Raw genomic sequence first — 24488 nt, forward strand, 5'->3', positions numbered from 1 at the left:
CCTGGCGGGTGTTTGCAACGGTACGGCTTTCTCGGCGGGCTGACCATCCGGATCGGCGCCGGAGTGTGGCGTCGTCGGCAATGGATCACGCCGCAGGCGGCTTTGCAGCCGGCGCGCCTCAAAGCGGGATGGTCAGCCGGATCACCGTGCCCCAGCCGGGGCCGGATTCGACCAGGCACTGGCCATGCATCTGCTTGGCGCGCGCCTTCATGCTGGCCATGCCGTGTCCCTTGTCCAGGCGACCTTCCAGCTCGAGCGGGATGCCCTGGCCGTTGTCCTGGATCACCACCGAGAAGTAGCCGTCCTGGGCCGAGCAGCTGATCACGCAATGCGTCGCGCCGCTGTGCTTGATGATGTTGCTGACCGATTCGCGCAGGATGCGCGTGGTCTGCACGTAGGCGCGCGCGGGGAAGGTGTGCTCGATGTCCTCGGCCGGCGATTTCCATTCCGCCAGGATGTTGGCCTGGGCCAGCCGGGAGACGACCTCCGCGCGCCAGTCGCCGAGCGCGTCCAGCAACTGGACCGGCTTGCCGGTCAGGCCGCGCACCGACAGCCGCATTTCCTCGAGCGCCTCGCGCGCCAGCGTCGAGATGCGGTCCGACTCGCTGGTGTGGACGATGGTCAGCAGCTTGGCGCCGAGGTCGTCGTGCAGGTCGGCGGCGATGCGCTTGCGCTCGCGCTCGGTGACCTGCTCCAGCTTGGCCTCGGCGACCTGGTCGAAATGGCGCTCCAGTTCCGCGATGCGTTCCTGCAGGCGCAGCTCCCCCTGCAGCACGGCGAGCTCGGCCTGCGTCAGCGCCCGGGCGAACTCGCGCACGCGATGCAGGCCCAGGCCCAGCAGCGACAGCGGGCCGAGGATGCCGGCCAGCCCGCTGCCCGGCAGGAACCATGCCGACAGCACCGCCAGCGCGCCGAAGCCGATCAGCACGCAGCTCAGGACGAAGTCGAAGCGCGGGTAGCGCTCCTCGAGCGTCGGCAGGAACATGTCCTGCCACAGCTGCCAGAGATGCCATCCCATGGTCACCAGCAACTGGGCACCCAGCCACCACAGCGCGAAGCCGGCCACGCGCGAAGCCGGCACCGGCAGCAGCAGGGCGGCAGGGAAGAGCAGGGCCTGCGCCAGCAGCAGGCGATGCAGGCGCCGGTCGCGGCGCCGCGTGCGACGCATCAGGTAATGGACCGCGCACCAGAGCAGCCACGGCGCCAGGACCACCGCGATCGCCGTCTGCCAGGAGGACAGCGGCGACAGGCCGACCATGACCACCCAGCCCGGCATCAGCGCCAGCAGCCAGGCGATGTGGCGCTGGGCGCGGCGCTGCCAGATCAGCAGGCCCAGCGCGAAGGCCATCAACACCAGCGCGGATTGCAGGCCGTAAGCCAGCTGCGGCGCGAGCTTGCTCCAGAGCGTCGCGAAGGACCAGGTGGAGATGCCCTCGCCACTGGCGGCCGCGGCGCCCGCCACCTGGGCGAGGCAGACCGGCACCGCCAGGGTCAGGGCGGCCGCGGTGCCGGCGGCGAACTGCCTCGCGGCGCCCGGTGCCGCCGCGGCCGAGTTGCGGCCGGCGGCCTCCCCGTGTTGTTCTGTGGTCCGGTGCATGGGGCGCGATTGTGCAGGCGCGGCACGCGCGTGGCACATCGACGCGCGACAATACCGCCCTCAACCCCCCTGAATACGGAGCTTCCTCCGCCTTGAACCTGCGCCACGCCTTCACCCCCGCCGACAACCGGCGCCTGTCACACCTGTGCGGCCCGCTGGACGAGCACCTCCGCCAGATCGAGGCGGCCCTGTCCGTGCGGATCACCCATCGCGCCGAGCACTTCAACATCGAGGGCGAACGCGCCGCGGCGCAGCGCACGCTGGCCTTGATGGAGGCGCTCTACGCGCGGGCCGACCGGGCCATTCCCGGCGAGACGTTGCGGCTGGCGATCGTCGAGGCGGCCAACGACGTGGGCGCGCCGGCCCGGTCCGGCCCGGCCACGCCGGACGACGAGGACAACGTGGTGCTGCGCACGCGCCGCGCCGACCTGGCCGGGCGCACGGCCAACCAGCATCACTACCTGCGCCGGATCCTGTCGCATGACATCAGCTTCGGCATCGGCCCGGCGGGCACCGGCAAGACCTTCCTCGCGGTGGCTTGCGCGGTGGACGCGCTCGAGCGTTCGACGGTGCAGCGCATCATCCTGACGCGTCCGGCCGTGGAGGCCGGCGAGCGGCTGGGTTTCCTGCCCGGCGACCTGACCCAGAAGGTCGATCCCTACCTGCGCCCGCTGTACGACGCGCTCTATGACCTGATGGGTTTCGACCGCGTCACCAAGGCCTTCGAGAAGGGCCAGCTCGAGATCGCGCCGCTGGCCTTCATGCGGGGCCGCACGCTGAACCATGCGTTCGTCATCCTCGACGAGGCCCAGAACACCACGCCCGAGCAGATGAAGATGTTCCTGACCCGCATCGGCTTTGGCAGCAAGTGCGTGGTGACCGGCGACACCAGCCAGATCGACCTGCCGCGCGGCATGCACAGCGGGCTGGTCGATGCCGAGCAGGTGCTGGACGGCGTGGACGGCATCGCGATCACGCGCTTCAACCGGACCGATGTGGTGCGCCATCCGCTGGTGGCGCGCATCGTCCAGGCCTATGAGGACCGGGACGAAGTGGCGGCCCGCGAGGAGGCCCGCGAGCAGCAGGAGCGCGAAGCCCGCTTCGCCGAGGAGCGCGAGGAGCGCCGCCTGCGCGCCATCCAGCTGCGCGAAGCATCGGCGGCCCGCTTTGACGATGCAGCCGCGCCTGCGCCTGCGAAGCCTGCTGCGAAGAAGGCGGCGGCAAGGCCGGCGGTCGCAAAGCCGGCGGCCGCCACGAAGGCCGTCGCCAAGGCGCCTGTCGTGAAGACGCCCGCCATCAAGAAGCCTGCGCTGAAGAAATCGGCGGCGAAGAAGCCGGCGGCGAAGACATCCGCCGCGAAGCCGGCTCGCAAGGGAGTCGCGCGATGAGCCGTCCGGAACTGAGCCTGTCGCTGCAATTCGCCGATCCGCGCCACAGGGCGCAGTTGCCGCGGCACAAGGTCATCCGCTGGATGCGCGCGGCGCTCGAGCTGCCGGGCGAGATCACGGTGCGCATCGTCGATGCGGAGGAAGGCCAGGCGCTCAACCGCGAGTACCGCTCGAAGGACTACGCGACCAACGTGCTGACCTTCGACTACACGCACGAGCCGGTGGTCGCCGCGGACCTGGTGATCTGCGCCGAGGTCGTCGAGCGCGAGGCCAGGGAAATGGGCCTGGACCTCGCCGCGCATTACGCGCACATGCTGGTCCACGGCACGCTGCACGCGCAGGGCTACGACCACGAGGAAGACGACGAGGCCGAGTGCATGGAAGCGCGCGAGACCGAGATCATGCTCGGCCTGGGTTTCGCCGACCCCTACGCGAAGCGCTGAGGCGGGGCGCCGCGGCCGGCGCCCGAGCGCTACTGCTCGCTACTGCTGGGAGCCGAGATAGCGCTTGCGCCAGAAGAAGGCGCCGAGCGCCAGCGCGGTGACCACCATCACGCCGACGGCGATCCAGAAGCCGGTGGCGGCGTGGATCAGCGGCAGGTTGTCGAAGTTCATGCCGAAGACGCCGGTGATCAGGTTCAGCGGCAGGAAGATGGCCGTGAGCACGGTCAGCGTCCGCATGATGTTGTTGGTGCGCTCGCCGGTGAGCGAGAAGTGCATCTGCACCGAGGTCTCCGCGGAGGTCTCCAGCCGCCGGACATGGGTCAGCACCCGCTCGATGTGTTCGAGCACGTCCCGCGAGCGCACACGCAGCAGTTCGCGCTCGCGCTCCGCGCGGGCATCGCCGGCCGGCCATTCGCCCAGCGCGTCGATCCACTCCTGCACCGCGCTGCGCTGGTCCTCGCAGAGGTCCTCCAGCCGCGAGAGCGTGTCGCGCGCATGCAGCACGACGGACCAGTCCCGGAAGTGGCCGCGGCGGTCCAGCAGCAGGCCCTGCAGCGTCGTCAGCTGGCGGGTCAGCAGCCGGCGCAGGTCCAGGTAGCTGTCCACCATGTGGTTGACCATGCGCAGCATCAGCTCTGCCGGGCTGGTCGGGAGCCGCGTGCTGCCGCGCAGGTCGCGGCCCTCCTGCTGCGCGCCGAGCTTGCCGGCGAAGTAGTCGCGCAGCGAGCACTCGCCCGGATGCACCGTGATCAGGACGCGGTCGAAGACGGCGAAACCGACGGGACTGGTGTCGATCGCTTTCAGCGCGTCGTTGACGCCCGCGGCGTTGCGGGGTTCGTCGTCGGCCAGGAGTTGCTGGCTGCCCGGTATCGTCGCCAGCCGGCGGAAGACCATGAGGTCGTACCAGCTGGTGTAGTCGAAGTGCGAGGGCAGCTGCGGATTCATCAGGTCCGAGACATGCAGGTCGAGCAGCTGCGCGCCCGACCAGCGTGTCAGCCGCTGCTGCAGCGCGCCGAGTTGCAGTTCGAACTCGCGTCGCGGCAGGCCGATCCACAGGAAGCCCTCCGGGGGGAGGTCCTCGGGCAGCGCGGCCAGTTCCTCGTAGAGCGCGTCGCTGAGATGGAAGATGCGCATGCGTCGGTCGGGCAGGCCGCGTGCCGCGGCCTCAGGCACCGGCGCGCAGCAGACGCGCCGCGTCCATCGCGAAGTAGGTCAGGATGCCGTCGGCGCCGGCGCGCTTGAAGGCCAGCAGCGCCTCGAGCATCACCGCGTCGTGGTCCAGCCAGCCATTGGCGGCGGCGGCCTTGATCATGGCGTACTCGCCGCTGACCTGGTACGCGAAGGTCGGGACGCGGAATTCCTCCTTCACCAGGCGCACGATGTCCAGGTAAGGCATGCCGGGCTTGACCATCACCATGTCGGCGCCCTCGGCCAGATCCAGGCCGACCTCGCGCAGCGCCTCGGCGCTGTTGCCCGGGTCCATCTGGTAGGTTTTCTTGTCGGCCTTGCCCAGGTTGGCGCGCGAGCCCACCGCGTCGCGGAACGGGCCGTAGAAGGCGCTGGCGTACTTGGCGCTGTAGGCCATGATCCGCGTGTGGATGTGCTCGTCGGCCTCCAGCGCGGCGCGGATGGCGCCGATGCGGCCGTCCATCATGTCGCTGGGGGCGACGATGTCCACGCCGGCGCGGGCCTGGACCAGCGCCTGCGCCTTGAGCAGTTCCACCGTGCGGTCGTTCAGGATGTAGCCCTGCTCGTCCAGCACGCCGTCCTGGCCGTGGCTGGTGTAGGGGTCGAGCGCGACGTCGGTCAGCACGCCCAGGCCCGGGACCCGCTCCTTGAGCGCTCGCACGACGCGCGGGATCAGGCCGTCCGGATTGGTCGCCTCGATGCCGTCGGGCGTCTTCAGCGCCGGGTCGATCGCCGGGAACAGCGCCATCACCGGGATGCCGAGCTCCACGCATTCCTCGGCGACGGGGAGCAGCCGGTCCAGGCTCAGCCGGGACACCCCGGGCATGGACGCGATCGGCTCGACGCGGTTGTCCCCCTCATGGACGAAGACCGGAAAGATCAGGTCGCTGGCGTGCAGGCGGTGTTCGCGGACCAGCGCCCGGGTGTAGGCATCGCGACGCAGGCGACGCGGGCGGCTGGCGGGATAAGGTGCGGGAAGTTGCATGGTTTCCGAGAAATACCACCGGGTTGGGGGGCGCTAGGGGAAAGCCGAGATTCCGAAATTCGGCAGATCTGTTAAAGTCGCTCCTGAATGATAGCCGTTCGGCTGTCGTTCCCTGCTTTTCCTCCCTGAGCAGGAGCCTTAGCGTGATGACAGCGATAAGGCTTTCCGACCCCGGCTGTGAAGCCGGGGTTTTTTTTCGCGCCATCCATAATGCCGCGATGCTCTGGATCAAAGCGCTTCATATCATTTTCGTCGCCGCGTGGTTCGCCGGCCTGTTCTACCTGCCGCGGATCTTCGTGAACCTGGCCATGGTGCCGGCCGACAGCCATGCCGAACGCGAGCGGCTGCTGCTGATGGCCCTGAAGCTCTACCGCTTCAGCAGCGGGCTGATGCTGCTGGCGCTGCTCTTCGGCGGCATTCTCTGGCTTTACTACGGCATCGGTCGCGGTCCGGGCAATGGCTGGATGCATGCCAAGCTGGCGCTGGTGGTGGCGGTGATCGGCTACCACCACATGTGCCGCGCCTTCCTGCGCAAGTTCGAGCTGATCGCCAACCGCCGCAGCCACAAGTGGTTCCGCGTCTTCAACGAGGTCTCGGTGCTGCTGTTCGCGGCGATCGTGATCCTGGTCGTCGTCAAGCCTTTCTGATCCCGTGATGCAGCGGCGCAGCTCCGCCACCTGGCTGGCCCTGTGCTACGCCGTGCTGGTGGTCTACGCCAGCCTCTATCCCTTCTGGCCCTGGCGGATGCCCCCGAGCCTGCCCTGGCCCGGCGTCATCGGCCTGCCCTGGCCGCGCTACTGGGGGAAGTTCGATCTCTGGATCAACGTCGCCGGCTACTGGCCGCTGGGCCTGCTGTGCTTCTCCGCGGTGATCCGCAGCGGCGGCGGCCTGTGGCGCGCGCTGCTGCTGACGCTGGTCGGCCTGCCGCTGCTGTCGTTCGCGATGGAGACGCTGCAGTACTTCCTTCCTGGTCGCGTTCCCTCTCTGGCGGACTTCCTGCTCAACAGCGCCGGCGCCTGGCTGGGCGCGTTCTGCGCCTGGGGCGTGCTGCGCCTGGACGGCCTGGCGCGCTGGAACGGCTGGCGCGAGCGCTGGTTCGTGCCGCACAGCGCCGGCGCGCTGGCGCTGCTGGCGCTGTGGCCGGTGGGCCTGCTGTATCCGGCGCCGTTGCCGCTGGGCCTGGGCCAGCTGTTTCCCCGCCTGCGCGAATGGGCGGAGCTGCTGCTCCAGAACACGCCGTGGGAGCTGGTGCCCAAGGAACTCGCCGACGATCCGCCGCTGCCACCCGGCCTGGAAGCGATCGCCATCGCGATGGGGCTGCTGGCGCCTTGCCTGCTGGCCTTGTCGGTGGCCCGGCCGGGCCGGCGGCGGGCGCTGCTGGTGCTGGGCGCGGTGGCGCTCGGCGTGACCACCACGGCCTGGTCGACGCTGCTGAACTTCGGACCCGACCACGCCTGGGCCTGGCTGACGCCGACGACCGAGCCCGGCCTGATCGCCGGCGGCGTGCTGGCGCTGCTGGCGGCGTTCATGTCCCGGCGCGCCAACGCGGCCTGGGGCCTGGTGGTGCTGACCGCGCTGATCGCGCTGATGGCCGAGGCCCCGTCCGACCCCTACCTGCTGGAGAGCCTGCAGTTCTGGGAGCAGGGGCGCTTCGTCAACCTGTACGGCCTGGCGCAATGGGTGGGCTGGTTGTGGCCCTTCGCGGCGCTGGCCTGGCTGCTGTACGGGGTCACGCAGAGCGACCGGCCCCTGCCGCCGCGGCCGCCGGAACCACCGCCGGGCGGGCGCTCTGAAGGACAAGCAGGTCGTGACGAAACGCACGAACGGCCGGTCGGTGGAAACCCTGAAACTACAATCCCGCGATGAGCTCCACCAGCTACTACCAACGCCACATCTTCTTCTGCCTGAACCAGCGCGAGGGCGAGAACGCCTGCCTGCAGCACGATGCGCAGGCCGCCTTCGACCACTGCAAGCAGCGGGTGAAAGCGGAGAAGCTCGCCGGCAAGGGCGGCGTGCGCGTGAACAAGGCCGGCTGCCTGGACCGCTGCGCCGGCGGGCCGGTGGCGGTGGTGTACCCGGACGCGGTCTGGTACTCCTTCGTCGACAACAGCGACATCGACGAGATCGTGGAGCGCCATCTCAAGCACGGCGAAGTCGTCGAGCGCCTGGTGCTCGACGATTCGGTCGGCCGCTGAGCGGGAGCCCGCCGCGATGAATGCACAGACCCAGCGCCGGCAGATCGCCGGCCCGGCCGGCGAGATCGAATGCGCCGTCGACGAACCCGCGGTCGACGCCGGTCCGCTGCGCGGCGTGGTGGTGATCTGCCATCCCAATCCGACGCAGGGCGGCACGATGGACAACAAGGTGGTGCAGACGATCGCGCGCGCCTTCGTGCACCTGGGCTATCGCACCGTGCGCTTCAACTTCCGCGGCATCGGCAAGTCGCAGGGCGGCTGGGACGAGGGCCGCGGCGAGGTCGACGACGCGCTGGCCGTGATCGCCGCCTTCCGCGACGCGTCGCTGCCGCTGGCGCTGGCCGGCTTCTCGTTCGGCGGCTTCGTCGCGTCGCAGGCGGCGCTCCAGCTCGAGCAGCCGGCCGAGCGCCTGCTGCTGGTCGGTCCGGCCGCCAGCCGCTTCGGCGTCGCGACGGTGCCGGCCGATACCGTCGTGATCCACGGCGAACAGGACGATGTGGTGCCGCTGAGCGCGGTGCTGGACTGGGCGCGCCCGCAGGCGCTGCCGGTCATCGTGGTGCCCGGCGTCGGGCATTTCTTCCATGGGCAGTTGCCGCTGCTCAAGAACCTCGTGCTGCGCAGCTGGCATGCCGTCGGCGAAGCGCGCGCCTAAGGATTTCCCTCGAATGAAACGCTTCCTCGCTTCCCTGGCCCTCGGCGTGGGCCTGTCCAGCTTCCTGATGGTGACCGGCGCGTCCGCGCAGGCGCCGACGCCGCCCGAGATCGCGGCCCGCAACTTCGTCCTGCTGGACCTGACCACGAACCAGACGCTCGCCGAGCGCGACGCCGACACCCCGCAGGATCCCGCCTCGCTGACCAAGCTGATGACGGCCTACATCGTCTTCGACGCGCTCAAGGCCAAGCGCCTGACGCTGGAGCAGACGCTGACCGTCTCCAAGCGCGCCTGGGACGAGCGCAAGGGCGATCCCTCGCTGATGTTCATCGACACCACGATGACGCCCAAGGTCGACGAGCTGATCCGCGGGATGATCATCCAGTCGGGCAACGACGCCTCGGTCGCGCTGGCCGAGGGCGTGGGCGGCACCGTCGAGCAGTTCGTCGCGATGATGAACAAGCAGGCGCAGGCCTGGGGCCTGAAGAACACCTCGTTCAAGAACGTCACCGGCATCACCGAGCCCGGCCACAAGACGAGCGCGCGCGACATCGCGGTCATCTTCTCGCACGTGATCCAGGACTTCCCGCAGTACTACGCCGAGTACTACTCCAAGCGCGAGTACACCTTCAACAAGATCAAGCAGTCCAACCGCAACATGCTGCTGGGCCGCGATCCGTCGGTGGACGGCGGCAAGACCGGCTACACCGATGCCGCCGGCTACTGCCTGGCGGCCAGCGCCCAGCGCGACGTGCCCAACGGCAAGCGCCGCCTGCTGAGCGTGGTGATGGGCACCGCCTCCAAGGAAGCCCGCGCGACCGAGAGCCAGAAGCTGCTGAACTGGGGCTACGCCGCCTTCGACGCGGTGCGCCTGTTCGAGAAGAACCAGCCCATCACCACCGTGAAGGTGTGGAAGGGCGCGGTGCCGGAAGCCAAGCTCGGCGCGGCGGACGCGGTGTTCGTGGCGGTGCCGCGCGGCGAGGGCGGCAAGCTCAAGACCGACATCCAGCGCACCGATCCGCTGGTCGCGCCGCTGGGCCTGAACCAGCGCGTGGGCACGCTGAAGGTGACGACCTCGGGCGGCGCGCCGGTGGCCGAAGTGCCGCTGGTCGTGCAGCACGAGGTGCCGCTGGCCGGCATCTTCGGCCGCGCCTGGGACGCGATCCGTCTCTGGATCAAGTAAGCCGCGCCTGGTCGTGGCCGGCCAAGGCCCCTCGCTTGCCGGGGTTGGCGGGCCGGGCCGGCGGCGTACAGTCGACGGCTTGGGCCTGACCACTTGCGGGAGCCACCGATGACGATGCCCTGGGCCGACCTGCCCTGCTACCTCAACGGCCATCTCGGTCGGCTCGGCGATGCCCGGGTGCCGGTGATGGATCGCGGCTTTCTGTTCGGCGATGGCGTCTACGAGGCCATCCCGGTCTACGGCCGGCGCCTGTTCCGGGTCGACGACCACCTCGACCGCCTCGGACGCAGCCTGAAGGCGCTGCGGATCGAGGATCCGTATGAACGCGAGGCCTGGCTCGACCTGCTTCGCAGCCTGGTGGCGCACCTGCCGGAGGTCGAGGACCAGTCGATCTACCTGCAGGTCACGCGCGGCGTCGCGGCGCGCGGCCATGCGATGCCCAAGGACCTGGAGCCGACGGTGCTCGCGTACACGCAGCCGATGCATGCGCTGACGCCGGAGCAGCGCCACCAGGGATTGAGCTGCGTGACGGCGCGCGACTTCCGCTGGCAGCGCGGTGACATCAAGAGCATCTCGCTGCTGGGCAATGTGCTGGCGCGGCAGGTGGCGGCGGACCAGGGCGCCGACGAGACGCTGCTGATCCGCGACGGCTGCCTGACCGAAGGTTCCAGCAGCAACGTCTGGATCGTGCGCGACGGCGCGCTGCTGACGCCGCCGCCGGGCGAGGCCCTGCTGGAGGGCGTGCGCGTGCGGCTGCTGCAGGAGCTGTGCGAGGAACTCGGCATCGCCTGCAACCTGCGGCCGATCGCGGAAACCGAGCTGCCCACCGCGGACGAGATCCTGCTGACCTCGGCCAGCAAGGAGGTGGCCCCGGTCACGCGGCTGGACCGCGAGCCGGTCGGCCACGGCGCGCTGCGCGGCAAGCCGGGGCCGGTCTACGCGAAGCTCTACGAGGCGTACCAGCGGGCCAAGCGCTTGCAAAGCCTCTGAGCATCCCCATTTGGATTCCCCATCATGACCTCGTTCACCAACGCCCCGATCCCGCCCGAGCGGTCGCTCATCGAATACCCGTCGCGCTTCCCCATCAAGGTGATGGGCGCGCATGTGGACGGCTTCGTCGAGGCGATCGTGAGCGTCGCCCGGCAGTTCGACCCGGGCTTCGACGCGTCCACCGTCGAGCAGCGCCCGAGCAAGGGCGGCAACTACCTGGGCCTCACCATCACCGTCACCGCGACCAGCCGCGAGCAGCTCGACGAGCTCTATCGCACGCTGACCACGCACCCGATGGTGAAGGTCGTCCTCTGACGCCTTGAGCCGCGATCAGACCGTGCCGGCGTCGGCGGCCAGCGCGTCGTCGACGGCCTTGAGCTTGTAGGGCGCGGCTTCGTCGCCGTTGCGGGCGGCGATGTCGTACCAGTAGCGCGCCAGGCGCAGGTCGCGCTCGACGCCCAGGCCCGATTCATACATCGACGCGATCAGGTACTGCGCGCCCACATCGCCGCCCTTGGCGGCCTCGCGATACCACTGCGCGGCCTGCGCGAAATCCTTCGCCGCGCCGCGGCCCAGGTAGAACGCCGTGGCCACCGCGACCTGCGCATCGACGCTCCCGTGTTCCGCCGCCTTCAGGTACCAGGACTGGGCCTGGACCAGATCGGGACGCCCATCCTCCCCCTGCTCGTGGAACTGGCCCAGCGCCAGCTCGGCGCGAACCAGGCCCCGGCCGGCGGCGCGCACGAGCAGCGAGCGCGCGAAGCGAGGATCCGGTTTCGGCACTTCGGACCTCAGATGCATCATCGCGAGGTTGTAGTCCCCGAGGGCGAGGCCTTGCTGCGAGAGCAGCCGGAACTGGCGCTCGGCGGCGGGCAGGTCGCCGCGCTCGTAGGTGGCGAGCGCCTGTTCGAGCGTCACGCGCGCGGCCGGCGCGGTGGCCGCCACCGCGGGCAGCGCGAGTCCGAGGGCGATCGCCGCGGCGGCGAAGCGCATGAGGTGGCGCGACATGGCGCACTCCTGAATGTCCCGATGCGGCCGATGCTAGGTCCATCGCGGCTAGCATGCCGGCATGCTGATCAAGACCCTGGGCCGCGTCGACTATGCGGCCACGCTGGATGCGATGCGCGCCTTCACCGACGCGCGCGGCCCAGAGACGCCGGACGAGCTCTGGCTCTGTGAATTCGACCCCGTCTACACCCAGGGCCTGGCCGGCCAGGCCGACCACGTGCTCGACGCCCAGGGCATCCCCGTCGTGCAGACCAACCGCGGCGGCCAGGTCACGTACCACGGCCCGGGACAGGTGGTCGCTTATCCGCTGGTCGACCTCAAGCGGTTGGGCATCTTCGTCAAGGAATACGTCTTCCGCCTCGAAACCGCCGTCATCCAGACGCTGGACGGCTTCGGCGTGACCGGCCACCGCGTGGCCGGCGCGCCCGGTATCTACGTGCGGCTGGACGACCCCGGGGCGCATGCCGCCCTGACCGGGCCGGCCGATCCGGCCGACCCGTTCCGGGGGCTGGGCAAGGTCGCGGCGCTGGGCATCAAGATCAGCCGGCACTGCACGTACCACGGCGTCGCGCTCAACGTGGCGATGGACCTGAAGCCCTTCCTGGGCATCAATCCGTGCGGGTACGCAGGGCTCCAGACGGTGGACCTCGGTACACTCGGGGTTTTCACGGACTGGGCCACGGTGGCCCAGCGGTTCGCTGAACGGCTCGCCGCGCAGCTGGAACCCTGAGGCTCGAACCCGGAACCGAAAGAGCGCCTGATGGCAACCGAGAACGTCACCCACGAAGCCAAGAGCGCGTCCGACTACGACGCGACCGCCAAGCAGAAGGCGCAAGCCAAGACGGCGCGGATCCCGATCAAGATCATCCCGGCCGAGCAGCTGAAGAAGCCGGACTGGATCCGGGTGAAGGCCGGCAGCCCGTCGACCCGCTTCTACGAGATCAAGCAGATCCTGCGCGAGCACAAGCTGCACACGGTCTGCGAGGAAGCCTCCTGCCCCAACATCGGCGAGTGCTTCGGCAAGGGCACGGCGACCTTCATGATCATGGGCGACAAGTGCACGCGGCGCTGCCCGTTCTGCGACGTCGGCCATGGCCGGCCGGATCCGCTGGACGTCGACGAGCCGCTGAACCTGGCCAAGACGATCGCGGCGCTGAAGCTGAATTACGTGGTGATCACCAGCGTGGACCGCGACGACTTGCGCGACGGCGGTGCCGGCCATTTCGCCGAATGCATCCGCAAGGTGCGCGAGCTCAGCCCGACGACGCAGATCGAGGTGCTGGTGCCCGACTTCCGCGGCCGCATGGACCGCGCGCTGGACATCCTGAAGGCGGCGCCGCCGGACGTGATGAACCACAACCTGGAAACCGCGCCGCGCCTGTACAAGGAAGCGCGTCCGGGCTCGGACTACCAGTTCAGCCTGAACCTGCTCAAGCGCTTCAAGGAAGCGGTGCCGGGCGTGCCGACCAAGAGCGGCATCATGGTCGGCCTGGGCGAGACCGACGAGGAGATCCTCCAGGTCATGCGCGACATGCGCGCCCACGACATCGACATGATCACGATCGGCCAGTACCTGGCGCCGTCGGGCCACCACCTGCCGGTGCGTCGCTACGTGCATCCGGACACGTTCAAGATGTTCGAGGAAGAGGCCTACAAGATGGGCTTCACGCACGCCGCCGTCGGCGCGATGGTGCGCTCCAGCTACCACGCCGACCAGCAGGCCCACGCCGCGCTGGAGAAGGCCGAAGCGGAGAAGGCCTCGGCGGCTTGAGTCGCTGAGGCCGGGCGCGGCTGACGCGCTGAACGAATGACGGCTCCTTCGGGAGCCGTCGTCCGTTGCGAGGTCGAATCGGGAATTCAGGTGGCGGGAATCTGCAGCCTTTCGAAGAAGGCGCGGTTGCGCTTCTTCGCATCGTTGAGCACCTTGTCGTAGGACACGATCTCGATGTAGCAGCCCTGGCTCTGGTGGTACTTGAAGTAGCCCTCGTTGTCAGGCGTCCGCACGAAGTCGTGGTCTTCCGCGATGGCGCGCATGCGGGGCGTGAGGCTGCACAGGATGTAGGCGTAGAAGGGGATCGCGCCGACGTTGATGGTTTTCAGGTCGCGGTCCTTGGCCTGGCCTTCCTTGATTTTGCGGACATAGCGCAGGACCTGCTCGACCGGGTTTTCCTCCCGGGCGGGGTACTCGTTCCTTTCGGGGCGCTTGAACTCGACGATGACGACCGACTGGTACGGGCTCTTGGTGTCGGCGAAGGCCCGCGGGGTGTTGAACACCACGAGATCCGGTTCATCGCGGTCCGCCACGGCGATGGGCGTGAGCCGGCTCATCGGCAGGTCCGACGCCAGGTGCGTGTGATACGCGAGCCGTTCATCGACGACCCACAGGTTCTGCCTCGTGAAGTCGACTTCATCCGACGTCGTCCGCATTGGAAAGATCAGGCCGTGGATGAGGTCCTCGCGCGCGTAGGCGCCGGAGTCCTGGATCTTCAACGCGCCCTCGAGCATCTCCAGGATCGTGCGGCGGTGCACGACGTAGCGCGCCAGCGCCGCCTTCCCGAGCTCGTTCTCCTCGTCCAGGTATTGCCGGTAGAGCGCTGCGTACTCACTCGACCCGGTTGCGGAGTCCAAGGGCATCGACTGGATGCTGGCCGCTCGTTGGCGATGCTCGAGTTCAATGTCCTTCTGGATCTTGAACAGCTCGATGTCCAACTGCTCCTTGCCCAGGTCGGCGGGAATGGTGGACAGGCGCTCGCGGTACTGCGGGCGCAACTGGATCCGGTATTGCGGCGCGTGTTGGGTGATGTAGGTCTCGACGGCGTGATACCGCTCGAGATCCTCGGCCCTCGTCGGTGGGGGCAGGGCGCCGCGCACGGCCGCCCTCGCTGCGGGATCGATCTGCATGCCTGTTCCTTTCGCGGACGTCCGCCGCGGTCAGTCTCACGGGCGTCAAGGCGCCCAATGAGAGGCATGCTAGGAGCGCTCAATTCCGACTGATTTCAAGGGTCAGTCGCCTTGTTGCGCAGCGAAGACAACCGGACCACCCGCCCACTTGGGGGACGCCGCAGGCCGCCTTACGCAGCCTCGGGTCGCCTCACGCCGGCGTCCACCGCCCCGCCACGTTCTTCAGCAGCAGGCTGATCGCCGCCAGCTGCCGGTTGCGTACCGACAGCAGCGAGGCCTCCGCATTGAACGCGCTGTTCTGCGCGGTCGTGACGTCCAGGAAGGACACCGTGCCCGCGCGATACTGGTCCGTCACCAGTTCCAGGTTGCGCTGCGCTGATTCCAGCGCCTCCTGCTGCAGCCGCGCCTCTTCACGCAGGTGGTCGGCCAGGATCAGGTTGTCCTCGACCTCCTGCAGCGCCGTCAGCACCGTCTGCCGATAGGTCGAGGTCGCCACCTCCGCGCTGGTGCGGGCCTGAGCGCTGGCCAGCTTGCGCTGGCCGCCGTCGAAGATCGCCTGCGCCAGCGACGGGCCGAGCGACCAGAACAGGTTGGGCGCCGACAGCAGCTTGCTGAGCGTGCTGCTTCGGTAGCCCCCGCTGCCCGACAAGGTCAGCGACGGGAAGTAGGCCGCGTCCGCCACGCCGATCTGCGCATACGCCGAGGCCACCCGCCGCTGCGCCGCGGCGATGTCGGGCCGGCGCTCGAGCAGCTGCGACGGCAGCATCATCGGGACCTCCGGTGGCGTGGGCAGCGCGGCGTTCTTCGAGAGCTCCAGCGCCGACGGCGGCAGGCCGAGCAGCACCGCGATCGCATGCGCCAGCTGGGCGCGCGTGGACCGCGTCTCCAGCAGCTGCGCCTGCGCCGAGCGCAGCTGCGTCTGCGCCTGCAGCACGTCGCTGCGCGCGGCCACGCCGCTCTGGTAGCGCGCCTGCGTCAGGTCCAGGAAGCGCTGGTAGGCCTGCACGCTGCGGTCGTACAGCGCCTCCTGCGCCTCCGCCGTGCGCAGCGAGAAATAGCTCTGCGCCAGCGTCGCCTGCGCGCTCAGCCGCGCCGCCGCCAAGTCGTCCGCCGTGGCCTGCAGCGTCGCGCCCGCGCCCTCGCTGGCCAGCCGCAGCCGGCCCCACAGGTCCGGCTCCCAGCTCGCGTTGAGCGAGGCCTGCACGCTGTTGGTCGGGCCGCGGTTGATCGTCCCGTTGGTGACGTTGCCATCCGGGCTCGCGCTGCGCGTGCCAGACACGCCGACCGACAGCGTCGGCAGCAGCGCCGAGCGGCTCGCCTCCAGCGCCGCGCGCGCGCCGGCCAGCTGCGCCACGGCGGCCTTCAGGTTCTCGTTGCCGATCACCAGGCGGCGCTGCAGGTCGTTCAGCACGGGGTCGTCGAACAGCGTCCACCACTGCTCCGGGACCGGCTCGGCGGTGGCGGGCCGGGCCTGCTTCCAGAGCCCCTCCTCCTTGTACTGCGCCGGCGCCGTCACCGGCGCGGGCGGATCGACGCGCGTCACCGCGCAGCCGCTCAGCAGTGCGCCAAGCACCGCCGCCGCCACGGCCGGCAGCGAGGGACGAAGGAACGAAGTCGAGGTCGTCGAGGTCATCGAGGTCGGCATGTCTCAGCCCTGCAGGGTCGGAGCCGCGGGCGGCTCGGGAGTCGTCGGGGGCGCCTCGTGCGGCGGCTGCGCGGCGCTGGCGGCGCGTTTCGCCGCGCGGCGCCGCATCACGCGCTGGCGCAGCCTTTCCATCATCACGAACACGACCGGCGTCGTGTACAGCGTCAGCAGCTGGCTCAGGATCAGGCCGCCGACGATCGCGATGCCCAGCGGCTGGCGCAGCTCGGCGCCATCGCCGCTGCCGATGGCCAGCGGCACCGCGCCGAAGATCGCCGCGAAGGTCGTCATCAGGATGGGCCGCAGCCGCAGCTTGGCCGCGCGGAAGATCGCCGCGCCCGCCGTCAGGTGCGCGGTGGTGCGCTGCCGCGCGATGGCGAAGTCGATCATCATGATCGCGTTCTTCTTCACGATGCCGATCAGCAGGATCACGCCGATCAGGGCAATGATCGAGAACTCGGTGTGGAACATCATCAGCGCCAGCAGCGCGCCCACGCCCGCCGACGGCAGCGTCGACAGGATGGTCACCGGATGCACCAGGCTCTCGTAGAGCATGCCCAGCACCAGGTAGATCGCGATGATGGCCGCGCCGATCAGGATGGGCTGCGACTTCAGCGCATCCTGGAATGCGTTGGCCGTGCCCGCGAAGGTGCCCCGCACCGACACCGGGATGCCCAGCTCCGCCATCGCGTTGTTGATCGCGTCGGTCGCCTGGGACAGCGACACGCCCTCGGGCAGGTTGAAGCTGATGGTCGAGGCCGGCGTGCCGCTCTGGTGGTTCACCGACAGCGGCGTGTTGGTGGTCTCGAAGCGGCTGAACGCCGACAGCGGCACCTGCGCGCCCGAGCTGCTGGTCACGTAGAGCTTGCGCAGCGTCTCAGGTCCCTGCAGGTACTCCGGCGCGAGCTCCATCACCACGCGGTACTGGTTCAGCGGGTTGTAGATCACGCCGACCTGGCGCTGGCCGAAGGCATTGTTGAGCGTCGTGTCGATGGTGCTGACGCTGATGCCCAGCCGCGCCGCCGCATCGCGGTCGATCACCAGCGAGGTCTGCATGCCCTTGTCCTGCTGGTCGGTGTTGACGTCGGTCAGCTCGGGCAGGTTGGACAGGGCGTTGCGCACCCGCGGTTCCCATTCGCGCAGCACCGCCAGGTCGTCGGCCTGCAGCGTGTACTGGTACTGCGCGTTGGCCTGCCGGCCGCCGATGCGGATGTCCTGCACCGGCACCATGAAGAGGTTGGCGCCCGGCTCGTGCGCCATCTTGTCGCGCAGCCGGTTCACCACCTGGTCGGCCGAGACCTTGCGTTCCTTCAGCGGCTTGAGGGTGATGTAGAAGTTGGCCGAGTTGCGCTGCCCGCCGCCGGTGCTGCCGTTGACGTTCTGCACCGCCGGGTCGGACAGGATGATCTCCATGAAGCGGTCGACGCGCTTGCGCATCATCTCGAAGGAGCTGCCCTGGTCCGCCTGCACGCCGCCGATGAGCACGCCGGTGTCCTGCTGCGGGAAGAAGGTCTTGGGGATCACGCCGTACAAGTGCACGTTCAGGGCGATCACCGCCACCAGCGAGAGCAGCGCCACTGGCTGGTGGCGCAGCGTCCACATCAGCGAGCGCCGGTAGCCCCGCGCCAGCGCGCGGTTGAAGCGGCCGGCCGCGCGCGCGAGCCGGCCCTGGCGCCGCGCCGCCGCGCCGTGCGCGGGTTCCGGGCGGGCCCGGAGCACCCGCGAGGCCATCATCGGCGTCGTCGTCAGCGAGACCACCATCGACACCAGGATGGACGCCGACAGCACCACCGCGAACTCGCGGAACAGCCGCCCCACGACGCCGCCCATCAGCAGGATGGGGATGAAGACCGCCACCAGCGACAGGCTGATCGAGATCACGGTGAAGCCGATCTCGCGCGCGCCGCGCAGCGCGGCCTCGACCGGCGTCAGGCCCTGCTCGATGTAGCGGGTGATGTTCTCCAGCACCACGATCGCGTCGTCGACGACGAAGCCGGTGGCCACCGTCAGCGCCATCGCCGACAGGTTGTCCAGGCTGTAGCCGCACAGGTACATCACGCCGAAGGTGCCGGCCAGCGAGACCGGCACCGCCACCGCCGGCAGCAGCGTCGCGCGCCAGCTGCGCAGGAACAGCAGCACCACCAGGATCACCAGCCCGACGGCGATGGCCATCGCGCGCTGCACCTCGTCCAGCGAGGCGCGGATCGTCGGCGTGCGGTCGCTGATGACCTTGAGCTCGATGGCGGGCGGGATCGAGGCCTGCAGGCGCGGCAGCAGCTCGCGCACATGGGCGACGGTCTCGATGATGTTGGCGCCCGGCTCCTTCTGGATGAACAGCAGGATCGCCGGCTGGCCGTTGGACGCGCCGTAGTTGCGCACGTCCTGGACCGAGTCGCTGACCTCGGCCACGTCGCGCAGCCGCAGCGCCGCACCGTCGCGGTAGGACAGCACCACCGGCGCGTACTCCGCGGCGGTGCGGGCCTGGTCGTTGGCGCCGACCTGCCAGTAGCGGCCGCCTTGTTCGACCGCGCCCTTGGGCCGGTTCGCGTTGGTGTTGGTGATGGCCTGGCGCACCTGGTCCAGCGCGATGCCGTTGGCCGCCAGCTTGTCCGGGTTGAGCTCCACCCGCACCGCCGGCAGCGCGCCGCCGCCGACGTTGACCTGCCCCACGCCGTCCACCTGGGCCAGCCGCTGCGCGAGCACCGTCGAGGCGGTGTCGTACATCTGGCCGCGCGTCAGCGTCTTCGAGGTCAGCGCCAGGATCATGATCGGCGCGTCGGCCGGGTTGACCTTGCGGTAGGTCGGATTGCTGGGCAGGCCCGAGGGCAGCAGCGTGCGCGCGGCGTTGATCGCCGCCTGCACGTCGCGCGCGGCGCCGTTGATGTCGCGGCTCAGGTCGAACTGCAGGGTCACGCTGCTCGATCCCAGCGAGGAGCGCGAGGTGATCTCGGTCACGCCGGCGATGCTGCCCAGCGCGCGCTCCAGCGGTGTGGCCACCGTCGCGGCCATTGTGTCGGGGCTGGCACCGGGCAGCGAGGCGGACACAGAGATCGTCGGGAAGTCCACCTGCGGCAGCGGCGCGATCGGCAGGAAGTGGTAACCCAGCATCCCCGCCAGCGCGATGCCGATGGTGATCAGCGTCGTCGCGACCGGACGCGCGATGAAGGGCGCTGAAATATTCATCGCGGCGCTCCGCCGTCGTCGCCCGGTTGCCGGGGCAGGCTCGGACCGGCGGGCGCGAGCGGCGCGGCCGGATCGGCGATTTCCGGCGCGTCGGGACCGCGGCGCTGCTCGGCCGCGCGCGTTTCGCGCTTCACGCCGCGGCGTTCGCGCCAGCGCTGCGCCATGCGCGCGAAGCCGAGGTAGATCACCGGCGTCGTGAACAGCGTCAGCAGCTGGCTCACGATCAGGCCGCCGACCATGGTCACGCCCAGCGGATGCCGCAGTTCATGGCCGACGCCCGTGCCCAGCATCAGCGGCAGCGCGCCGAGCAGCGCGGCCATCGTCGTCATCAGGATCGGACGGAAGCGCAGCAGCGAAGCTTGATGGATCGCGGCGCGCGGATCGAGGCCTTGCTCGCGCTCGGCCTCGAGCGCGAAGTCGATCATCATGATCGCGTTCTTCTTCACGATGCCGATCAGCAGCACGATGCCGATGATCGCGATGATCCCCAGGTCCAGCCCGCCGATCAGCAGCGCCAGCAGCGCACCGACGCCGGCCGACGGCAGCGTCGACAGGATGGTGACCGGATGGATGTAGCTCTCGTAGAGCACGCCCAGCACGATGTACATCGTGACCACCGCGGCCAGGATCAGGAACAGCGTGCTGGACAGCGAATTGCTGAAGGCCTCGGCCGCGCCCTGGAAGCTGGTCTCGACGCTGATGGGCAGGTCCAGCTTCGCCTGCTCGGCCTTGATCGCCTGCACCGCGTCGCCCAGCGCGACGCCGGGCGGCAGGTTGAACGAGATCGTCGCGGCCGGGAACTGCGCCACATGGTTGATCGCCAGCGCCGCCGGCCGCTCGACGATCTGCGCCACCGAGCTCAGCGGCACCTGCACCGTCGTGGTGGTGGCCGTGCCGGTCGCATTGGTCGTCGTTGTGCTGCCCGGCACGTACAGCCCTTCGAGCGCGCGCGGGCCGCTGCGGAATTCCGACGCCGCCTCCAGCACCACGCGGTACTGGCTGGCCTGCGTGTAGATCGTCGAGATCAGCCGCTGGCCGAAGGCGTTGTAGAGCGCGGTGTCGATCGATGCGACCGTGACGCCGAGCCGGCCGGCCGCCTCGCGGTCGATCTGCACCCAGGCCTGCAGGCCCTGGTTCTGCAGATCGCTGGCGACGTCGGCCAGCTGCGGCAGCTGCTTGAGCCGCGCCAGCAGCGCGTCATTGGCCTTCTGCAGGTCGGTCGAGTCCGGCGAGCTCAGCAGGAACTGGTACTGCGTCTTGGAGACGCGATCCTCGATGGTCAGGTCCTGCACCGGCTGCATGTAGGCGGTGATGCCGGGCACCTGGCGGTTCAGGTCGCCCAGCCGCGCGATGACCTCGGTGGCCGACGCGTGGCGCTGCGCGAAGGGCTTGAGCGTGATCTGCATCCGGCCGGTGTTCAGCGAGGCGTTCGCGCCGTCCACGCCGATGAAGGACGCGATGTGGTCGACGTCGGGATCCTTCAGGAAGACCTCGGCGAGCCGCTGCTGGCGCTCGCTCATCGCATCGAAGGAAGTGCTCTGCGTCGCCTCGGTGATCACCTGCACCAGGCCGGTGTCCTGCACCGGGAAGAAGCCCTTGGGCACGACCACGTACAGCAGCGCGGTCAGCGCCAGCGTGGCGGCGAAGCCCAGCAGCGTCAGCACCGGGCGGTCCAGCACCCAGTCCAGCGCGCGGCCGTAGCCCTGGATCATGGCCTCGAACTTCTCGCCGAACCAGGTGCCGAGCCGCGAGTGCTTCTGCTCGGTCTCCGGCTTCAGCAGCCGCGCGCTCATCATCGGCGTCAGCGTCAGCGACACGAAGGCCGAGATCAGGATGGCCACCGCCAGCGTGATCGCGAATTCATGGAACAGCCGGCCCACCACGTCGCCCATGAACAGCAGCGGGATCAGCACAGCGATCAGCGAGACGGTCAGCGAGATGATGGTGAAGCCGATCTGGCGCGAGCCCTTGAAGGCGGCCTCCATCGGTGAGTCGCCTTCCTCGACGTAGCGGGCGATGTTCTCGATCATCACGATCGCGTCGTCGACGACGAAGCCCGTGGAGATCGTCAGCGCCATCAGCGTCAGGTTGTTGATCGAGAAGCCGGCCAGGTACATCACGCCGAAGGTGCCCACCAGCGACAGCGGCACCGCGACGCTGGGGATCAGCGTGGCGCTGCCGCTGCGCAGGAACAGGAAGATCACCGCCACCACCAGCGCGATGGCGAGCAGCAGCTCGATCTCGGTGTCGTCGACCGAGGCGCGGATCGTGGTGGTGCGGTCGGCCAGGATCTGCACGTCGACGGACGCCGGCAGCGTGCCCTGCAGCTTGGGCAGCAGCGCCTTCACCCGATCGACGGTCTGGATCACGTTGGCGCCGGGCTGGCGCTGCACGTTCAGGATCACGCCCGGCGTCGTGTCGGCCCAGGCCGCCAGGCGCAGGTTCTCGGCGTCGTCGACGATCTGGGCGACATCGCTGAGCCGCAGCGGGTTGCCGTTCTTCCAGGCAATGATCAGGTTCTGGTACTCGGCGGCGGAGCGCAGCTGGTCGTTGGCGTCGATGGTGGAGGCGCGCTGCGCGCCGTCGAAGCTGCCCTTGGCCTGGTTGACGTTGGCCGAGGCGATGGCGCTGCGCACGTCGTCCAGCGACAGGCCCAGCGCGGCCAGCGTGCTCGGGTTGGCCTGGATGCGCACGGCGGGCCGGCGGCCGCCGGCGATGCTCACCAGGCCCACGCCGTCGACCTGCGACAGCTTGGGCGCGAGGCGGTTCTCCACCAGGTCATGCACCTTGATGACCGGCAGCGAGGGCGAGGTCACCGCGATCGTCATCACCGGCGCGTCGGCCGGGTTGACCTTGCTGTAGACCGGCGGCATCGGCAGGTCGGAGGGCAGCAGGTTCGATCCGGCGTTGATCGCGGCCTGCACCTCCTGCTCGGCCACGTCCAGCGACAGGCCCAGCGAGAAGCGCAGTGTGATCACCGAGGCGCCGCCCGAGCTCGACGAGGTCATCTGCCCCAGCCCCGGCATCTGGCCGAACTGGCGCTCCAGCGGCGCGGTGACGGTGGTGGAGATGACGTCGGGGCTCGCGCCCGGGTAGAGCGTCGTGACCTGGATGGTGGGGTAGTCGACCTCGGGCAGCGCCGACAGCGGCAGCAGCCGGTAAGCCAGCAGGCCCGCCAGCAGGATGGCCAGCATCAGCAGCGAGGTCGCGACCGGCCGCTCGATGAAGGGACGGGACGGGTTCATGGCCATGGCCTTGCCCTCGTCGCGGTCAGCGGGCGTTGCCGGAGGCGGCCTGGCGCTTGGCGCGTTCGGCGCGGCGCTCGGCGATCCAGGCCTCGCGCTCGGCGGGGCTCATCTTCATGACCTTGTCCTGCAGGTCCGGCGGCAGCCGATCCAGCCAGGCCGGGCGCTCGCCGCCGGACTGGGCCGCGTCGTTGCGCGCTTCGGCGGTGGGCGCGCGCAGCGCCGCATCGGCGGGGTTGCCGCTGTCGCCGGGGGCCGCGGAAGTGGCGGGAGCGGAGGCGCCCGAGGCGTGACGGCCACCACCGTGCGCGCCGGAGGCCGCGCCGCCCGGTGCGCTCGCGCCGCGGCTGCGTCGCGGCGCCGCGTTGGCACCGGCGCGCTGCTTCGGGTCGTTGGCGATGACCTCGACCTTGGCGCCCTCGCGCAGGCGGTCGACGCCGTCCACGACGATGCGGTCGCCGGCCTGCAGCGGGCCGTCCACCGCCATCCAGTCGCCGTCGACCGCGCCGGTCTGCACGACGCGCGTGCTCACGGTGTTGTCCGGGCCGACGACGTAGACGTAGAAGCCCTGCGCGCCGCGCAGCACCGCGGCGGCCGGCACGGCCAGGCGGTTGGCCTCGGTGGCGAGCTGCAGCTTCACGCTGACCGACTGGTTGGGATACAGCGCGTCGTCCTCGTTCGGGAACAGCGCCTTGAGCTTGATCGTGTCGGTGCTCAGGTCGATGGCGTTGTCGGCAGTCGCGAGCCGGCCGGTCGCCAGGCGCGTCTTGCCGTCGCGGCTCCAGGCTTCCACCGTCAGCGACGCCTTGTCCTTCAGGCCGGCGGTCACTTGGGGCAGCAGCGCCGACGGCACGGCGAAGGTCAGCGCGATGGGCCGCGTCTGCGTGATGCTGACCACGCCGTTGGCGTCGCTGGTCTGCACGACGTTGCCGATGTCGACCTGCTTCAGGCCGACGCGGCCCGAGATCGGCGCCAGCACCCGGGTGTAGGTGACCTGCAGCCGGGCGCTGTCCACGGCGGCCTGGTCGGCCTTCACCGTGCCATCGAGCTGGCGGACCGTCGCCTGCTGCGTGTCGACCTGCTGGCGGGCGATCGCGTCCTTGGCGAGCAGGTCCTGGTAGCGGGCGAGGTCGATGCGCGCGTTGTCCAGCGTGGCCTTGTCGCGGGCCAGCTGGCCCTCGGCCTGGCCGAGCGCGGCCTGGAAGGCGCGCGGGTCGATCTGCGCCAGCGGCTGTCCGGCCTTGACCTGCTGGCCCTCGGTGAAGTGCAGCTGCTGCAGCACGCCGCTGACTTGCGCGCGCACGACGGCGGTGTTGGAAGCGCTGATGGTGCCGATGGCGGAGGCGGTGTGCCGGATGTCCTGCAGCCGCGCGGGCGTCACCGAGACCGGCTGCACCCGGTTGGTGGCGAAGCGGCCGCCCCGTCCGCCGGCACCGGCCGGGCTGGCGCCGCCGGGACCGCTGGCGGCGCGCGCGGGTCCGCCGCCGGCCTCGCCATCCGCGCCGCGGCCCTTCCACCACCACCAGCCGCCGGCGGCCGTGGCCAGCACGACGAGGGCGAGGATCCACGGCGCCGCGCGGCCTTGTTGTCGGCGGCGCCTCGTGACGCCAGGGACGCGGACGGGGCCGGGGACCGGCGGGCAGGGCAGCTTGTTGTTGGTGTTCATGCGGGTCGGTCGCTGGTGCGGAGGGCCTCTGGCGGGCCGGGAGCGGGACGCGGGCCGGCCGTCGCGGCGCCGTCAGGGCGCAGGGTCGGCGGGCATGTCGACACCCTAGTATCTGGCGACAGCAGCCTGGTGTCGCCGACGAAAAGAATCGCAAAGCGTCCGGCCCCGCCCGAGGAGCGGCCATGAAAAATGCCGCTCGGGGAGCGGCATGCTTCGGGGCGG

The 24488-nt window shown here is 69.9% G+C and carries 19 protein-coding genes and 1 pseudogene; 11 read left to right on the forward strand and 9 right to left on the reverse strand.

Annotated elements, in window-relative coordinates; all coding sequences use genetic code 11:
* Positions 1-118 precede the first annotated feature (118 nt).
* Positions 119-1597, reverse strand: a complete 1479-nt coding sequence (locus ACTJKJ_RS21320) for a sensor histidine kinase (RefSeq protein ID WP_147240332.1) — start codon at positions 1595-1597, stop codon at positions 119-121.
* A 92-nt stretch (positions 1598-1689) separates the two neighbouring features.
* Between ACTJKJ_RS21320 and ACTJKJ_RS21325 the strand changes: the two are divergent.
* A pseudogene (locus tag ACTJKJ_RS21325) lies at positions 1690-2637 on the forward strand (PhoH family protein); the annotation flags it as partial.
* Positions 2638-2981: 344 nt separating this feature from the next.
* Positions 2982-3428, forward strand: a complete 447-nt coding sequence (gene ybeY, locus ACTJKJ_RS21330) for an rRNA maturation RNase YbeY (RefSeq protein WP_297386765.1) — start codon at positions 2982-2984, stop codon at positions 3426-3428.
* Positions 3429-3467: 39 nt separating this feature from the next.
* On the opposite strand, the gene ACTJKJ_RS21335 is transcribed toward ybeY, so the two are convergent.
* Together ACTJKJ_RS21335 and hemB are read right to left on the reverse strand one after the other, a co-directional pair.
* Entirely contained in the window at positions 3468-4562 is a 1095-nt protein-coding gene (locus ACTJKJ_RS21335; protein WP_091731227.1) for a magnesium transporter CorA family protein, read from the reverse strand.
* Positions 4563-4593: 31 nt separating this feature from the next.
* Complete coding sequence (gene hemB / locus ACTJKJ_RS21340; protein WP_147240335.1) at positions 4594-5601, reverse strand: porphobilinogen synthase; 1008 nt, start codon at positions 5599-5601, stop codon at positions 4594-4596.
* Positions 5602-5819: 218 nt separating this feature from the next.
* On the opposite strand from hemB, the gene ACTJKJ_RS21345 reads away from it, so the two are divergent.
* The 7 genes from ACTJKJ_RS21345 (at position 5820) to ACTJKJ_RS21375 (ending at position 10936) form a co-directional block, all read left to right on the forward strand.
* Positions 5820-6248, forward strand: a complete 429-nt coding sequence (locus ACTJKJ_RS21345; RefSeq protein ID WP_183493551.1) for a CopD family protein — start codon at positions 5820-5822, stop codon at positions 6246-6248.
* A 7-nt stretch (positions 6249-6255) separates the two neighbouring features.
* Positions 6256-7467: a VanZ family protein gene (locus ACTJKJ_RS21350; RefSeq protein ID WP_440821886.1), complete on the forward strand. Its 1212-nt coding sequence runs from the start codon at positions 6256-6258 to the stop codon at positions 7465-7467.
* Positions 7464-7796: a (2Fe-2S) ferredoxin domain-containing protein gene (locus tag ACTJKJ_RS21355; protein WP_091731244.1), complete on the forward strand. Its 333-nt coding sequence runs from the start codon at positions 7464-7466 to the stop codon at positions 7794-7796. The genes ACTJKJ_RS21350 and ACTJKJ_RS21355 overlap by 4 nt, the downstream gene beginning before the upstream one ends.
* Before the next feature lie 16 nt (positions 7797-7812).
* Positions 7813-8448, forward strand: coding sequence for an alpha/beta hydrolase (locus ACTJKJ_RS21360; protein ID WP_297386755.1), 636 nt, complete (start codon positions 7813-7815; stop codon positions 8446-8448).
* Between the two features lie 13 nt (positions 8449-8461).
* On the forward strand, positions 8462-9631 hold the full coding sequence (locus ACTJKJ_RS21365) for a D-alanyl-D-alanine carboxypeptidase family protein (protein ID WP_091731251.1): 1170 nt from the start codon (positions 8462-8464) through the stop codon (positions 9629-9631).
* A gap of 108 nt (positions 9632-9739) precedes the next feature.
* Complete coding sequence (locus ACTJKJ_RS21370) at positions 9740-10621, forward strand: D-amino acid aminotransferase (protein ID WP_091731254.1); 882 nt, start codon at positions 9740-9742, stop codon at positions 10619-10621.
* A gap of 24 nt (positions 10622-10645) precedes the next feature.
* A complete protein-coding gene (locus tag ACTJKJ_RS21375; RefSeq protein WP_297386748.1) occupies positions 10646-10936 on the forward strand; it encodes a DUF493 family protein in 291 nt (96 codons plus the stop codon).
* Between the two features lie 15 nt (positions 10937-10951).
* Here the strand turns inward: ACTJKJ_RS21375 and ACTJKJ_RS21380 are convergent, their stop codons facing one another.
* Positions 10952-11629: a tetratricopeptide repeat protein gene (locus ACTJKJ_RS21380; protein ID WP_297386745.1), complete on the reverse strand. Its 678-nt coding sequence runs from the start codon at positions 11627-11629 to the stop codon at positions 10952-10954.
* Positions 11630-11690: 61 nt separating this feature from the next.
* Between ACTJKJ_RS21380 and lipB the strand changes: the two genes are divergently transcribed.
* Both lipB and lipA read left to right on the forward strand, forming a co-directional pair.
* Positions 11691-12359, forward strand: a complete 669-nt coding sequence (lipB, locus tag ACTJKJ_RS21385) for a lipoyl(octanoyl) transferase LipB (RefSeq protein WP_147241840.1) — start codon at positions 11691-11693, stop codon at positions 12357-12359.
* A 30-nt stretch (positions 12360-12389) separates the two neighbouring features.
* On the forward strand, positions 12390-13400 hold the full coding sequence (gene lipA, locus ACTJKJ_RS21390) for a lipoyl synthase (protein WP_147241839.1): 1011 nt from the start codon (positions 12390-12392) through the stop codon (positions 13398-13400).
* An 86-nt stretch (positions 13401-13486) separates the two neighbouring features.
* Here the strand turns inward: lipA and ACTJKJ_RS21395 are convergent, their stop codons facing one another.
* The 5 genes from ACTJKJ_RS21395 to ACTJKJ_RS21415 all read right to left on the reverse strand — a co-directional run bounded on the left by ACTJKJ_RS21395 (position 13487) and on the right by ACTJKJ_RS21415 (position 24266).
* Complete coding sequence (locus ACTJKJ_RS21395; RefSeq protein WP_147241838.1) at positions 13487-14530, reverse strand: hypothetical protein; 1044 nt, start codon at positions 14528-14530, stop codon at positions 13487-13489.
* Positions 14531-14720: 190 nt separating this feature from the next.
* Positions 14721-16175, reverse strand: a complete 1455-nt coding sequence (locus ACTJKJ_RS21400; protein ID WP_440821891.1) for an efflux transporter outer membrane subunit — start codon at positions 16173-16175, stop codon at positions 14721-14723.
* A gap of 3 nt (positions 16176-16178) precedes the next feature.
* The gene (locus tag ACTJKJ_RS21405; RefSeq protein ID WP_440821893.1) at positions 16179-19355 is read right to left on the reverse strand and encodes a multidrug efflux RND transporter permease subunit; all 3177 of its coding nucleotides are present in this window, start codon (positions 19353-19355) and stop codon (positions 16179-16181) included.
* On the reverse strand, positions 19352-22600 hold the full coding sequence (locus tag ACTJKJ_RS21410; RefSeq protein WP_440821895.1) for an MdtB/MuxB family multidrug efflux RND transporter permease subunit: 3249 nt from the start codon (positions 22598-22600) through the stop codon (positions 19352-19354). Before ACTJKJ_RS21410 ends, ACTJKJ_RS21405 begins: the two co-directional genes overlap by 4 nt.
* Positions 22601-22625: 25 nt before the next feature.
* Complete coding sequence (locus ACTJKJ_RS21415) at positions 22626-24266, reverse strand: MdtA/MuxA family multidrug efflux RND transporter periplasmic adaptor subunit (RefSeq protein ID WP_440821897.1); 1641 nt, start codon at positions 24264-24266, stop codon at positions 22626-22628.
* Between the last annotated feature and the right edge of the window lie 222 nt (positions 24267-24488).

The sequence above is a fragment of the Roseateles sp. 22389 genome (assembly GCF_052044995.1).
In the GTDB taxonomy this organism is placed as follows: Bacteria; Pseudomonadota; Gammaproteobacteria; order Burkholderiales; family Burkholderiaceae_C; genus Roseateles.

What these genes read in the sequence shown, in the direction of transcription:
- ACTJKJ_RS21320 (WP_147240332.1), bottom strand. Translation starts at nt 1,597, where the DNA reads ATGCACCGGACCACAGAACAACACGGGGAGGCCGCCGGCCGCAACTCG.
- ybeY (WP_297386765.1), top strand. Translation starts at nt 2,982, where the DNA reads ATGAGCCGTCCGGAACTGAGCCTGTCGCTGCAATTCGCCGATCCGCGC.
- ACTJKJ_RS21335 (WP_091731227.1), bottom strand. Translation starts at nt 4,562, where the DNA reads ATGCGCATCTTCCATCTCAGCGACGCGCTCTACGAGGAACTGGCCGCG.
- hemB (WP_147240335.1), bottom strand. Translation starts at nt 5,601, where the DNA reads ATGCAACTTCCCGCACCTTATCCCGCCAGCCGCCCGCGTCGCCTGCGT.
- ACTJKJ_RS21345 (WP_183493551.1), top strand. Translation starts at nt 5,820, where the DNA reads ATGCTCTGGATCAAAGCGCTTCATATCATTTTCGTCGCCGCGTGGTTC.
- ACTJKJ_RS21350 (WP_440821886.1), top strand. Translation starts at nt 6,256, where the DNA reads ATGCAGCGGCGCAGCTCCGCCACCTGGCTGGCCCTGTGCTACGCCGTG.
- ACTJKJ_RS21355 (WP_091731244.1), top strand. Translation starts at nt 7,464, where the DNA reads ATGAGCTCCACCAGCTACTACCAACGCCACATCTTCTTCTGCCTGAAC.
- ACTJKJ_RS21360 (WP_297386755.1), top strand. Translation starts at nt 7,813, where the DNA reads ATGAATGCACAGACCCAGCGCCGGCAGATCGCCGGCCCGGCCGGCGAG.
- ACTJKJ_RS21365 (WP_091731251.1), top strand. Translation starts at nt 8,462, where the DNA reads ATGAAACGCTTCCTCGCTTCCCTGGCCCTCGGCGTGGGCCTGTCCAGC.
- ACTJKJ_RS21370 (WP_091731254.1), top strand. Translation starts at nt 9,740, where the DNA reads ATGACGATGCCCTGGGCCGACCTGCCCTGCTACCTCAACGGCCATCTC.
- ACTJKJ_RS21375 (WP_297386748.1), top strand. Translation starts at nt 10,646, where the DNA reads ATGACCTCGTTCACCAACGCCCCGATCCCGCCCGAGCGGTCGCTCATC.
- ACTJKJ_RS21380 (WP_297386745.1), bottom strand. Translation starts at nt 11,629, where the DNA reads ATGTCGCGCCACCTCATGCGCTTCGCCGCCGCGGCGATCGCCCTCGGA.
- lipB (WP_147241840.1), top strand. Translation starts at nt 11,691, where the DNA reads ATGCTGATCAAGACCCTGGGCCGCGTCGACTATGCGGCCACGCTGGAT.
- lipA (WP_147241839.1), top strand. Translation starts at nt 12,390, where the DNA reads ATGGCAACCGAGAACGTCACCCACGAAGCCAAGAGCGCGTCCGACTAC.
- ACTJKJ_RS21395 (WP_147241838.1), bottom strand. Translation starts at nt 14,530, where the DNA reads ATGCAGATCGATCCCGCAGCGAGGGCGGCCGTGCGCGGCGCCCTGCCC.
- ACTJKJ_RS21400 (WP_440821891.1), bottom strand. Translation starts at nt 16,175, where the DNA reads ATGCCGACCTCGATGACCTCGACGACCTCGACTTCGTTCCTTCGTCCC.
- ACTJKJ_RS21405 (WP_440821893.1), bottom strand. Translation starts at nt 19,355, where the DNA reads ATGAATATTTCAGCGCCCTTCATCGCGCGTCCGGTCGCGACGACGCTG.
- ACTJKJ_RS21410 (WP_440821895.1), bottom strand. Translation starts at nt 22,600, where the DNA reads ATGAACCCGTCCCGTCCCTTCATCGAGCGGCCGGTCGCGACCTCGCTG.
- ACTJKJ_RS21415 (WP_440821897.1), bottom strand. Translation starts at nt 24,266, where the DNA reads ATGAACACCAACAACAAGCTGCCCTGCCCGCCGGTCCCCGGCCCCGTC.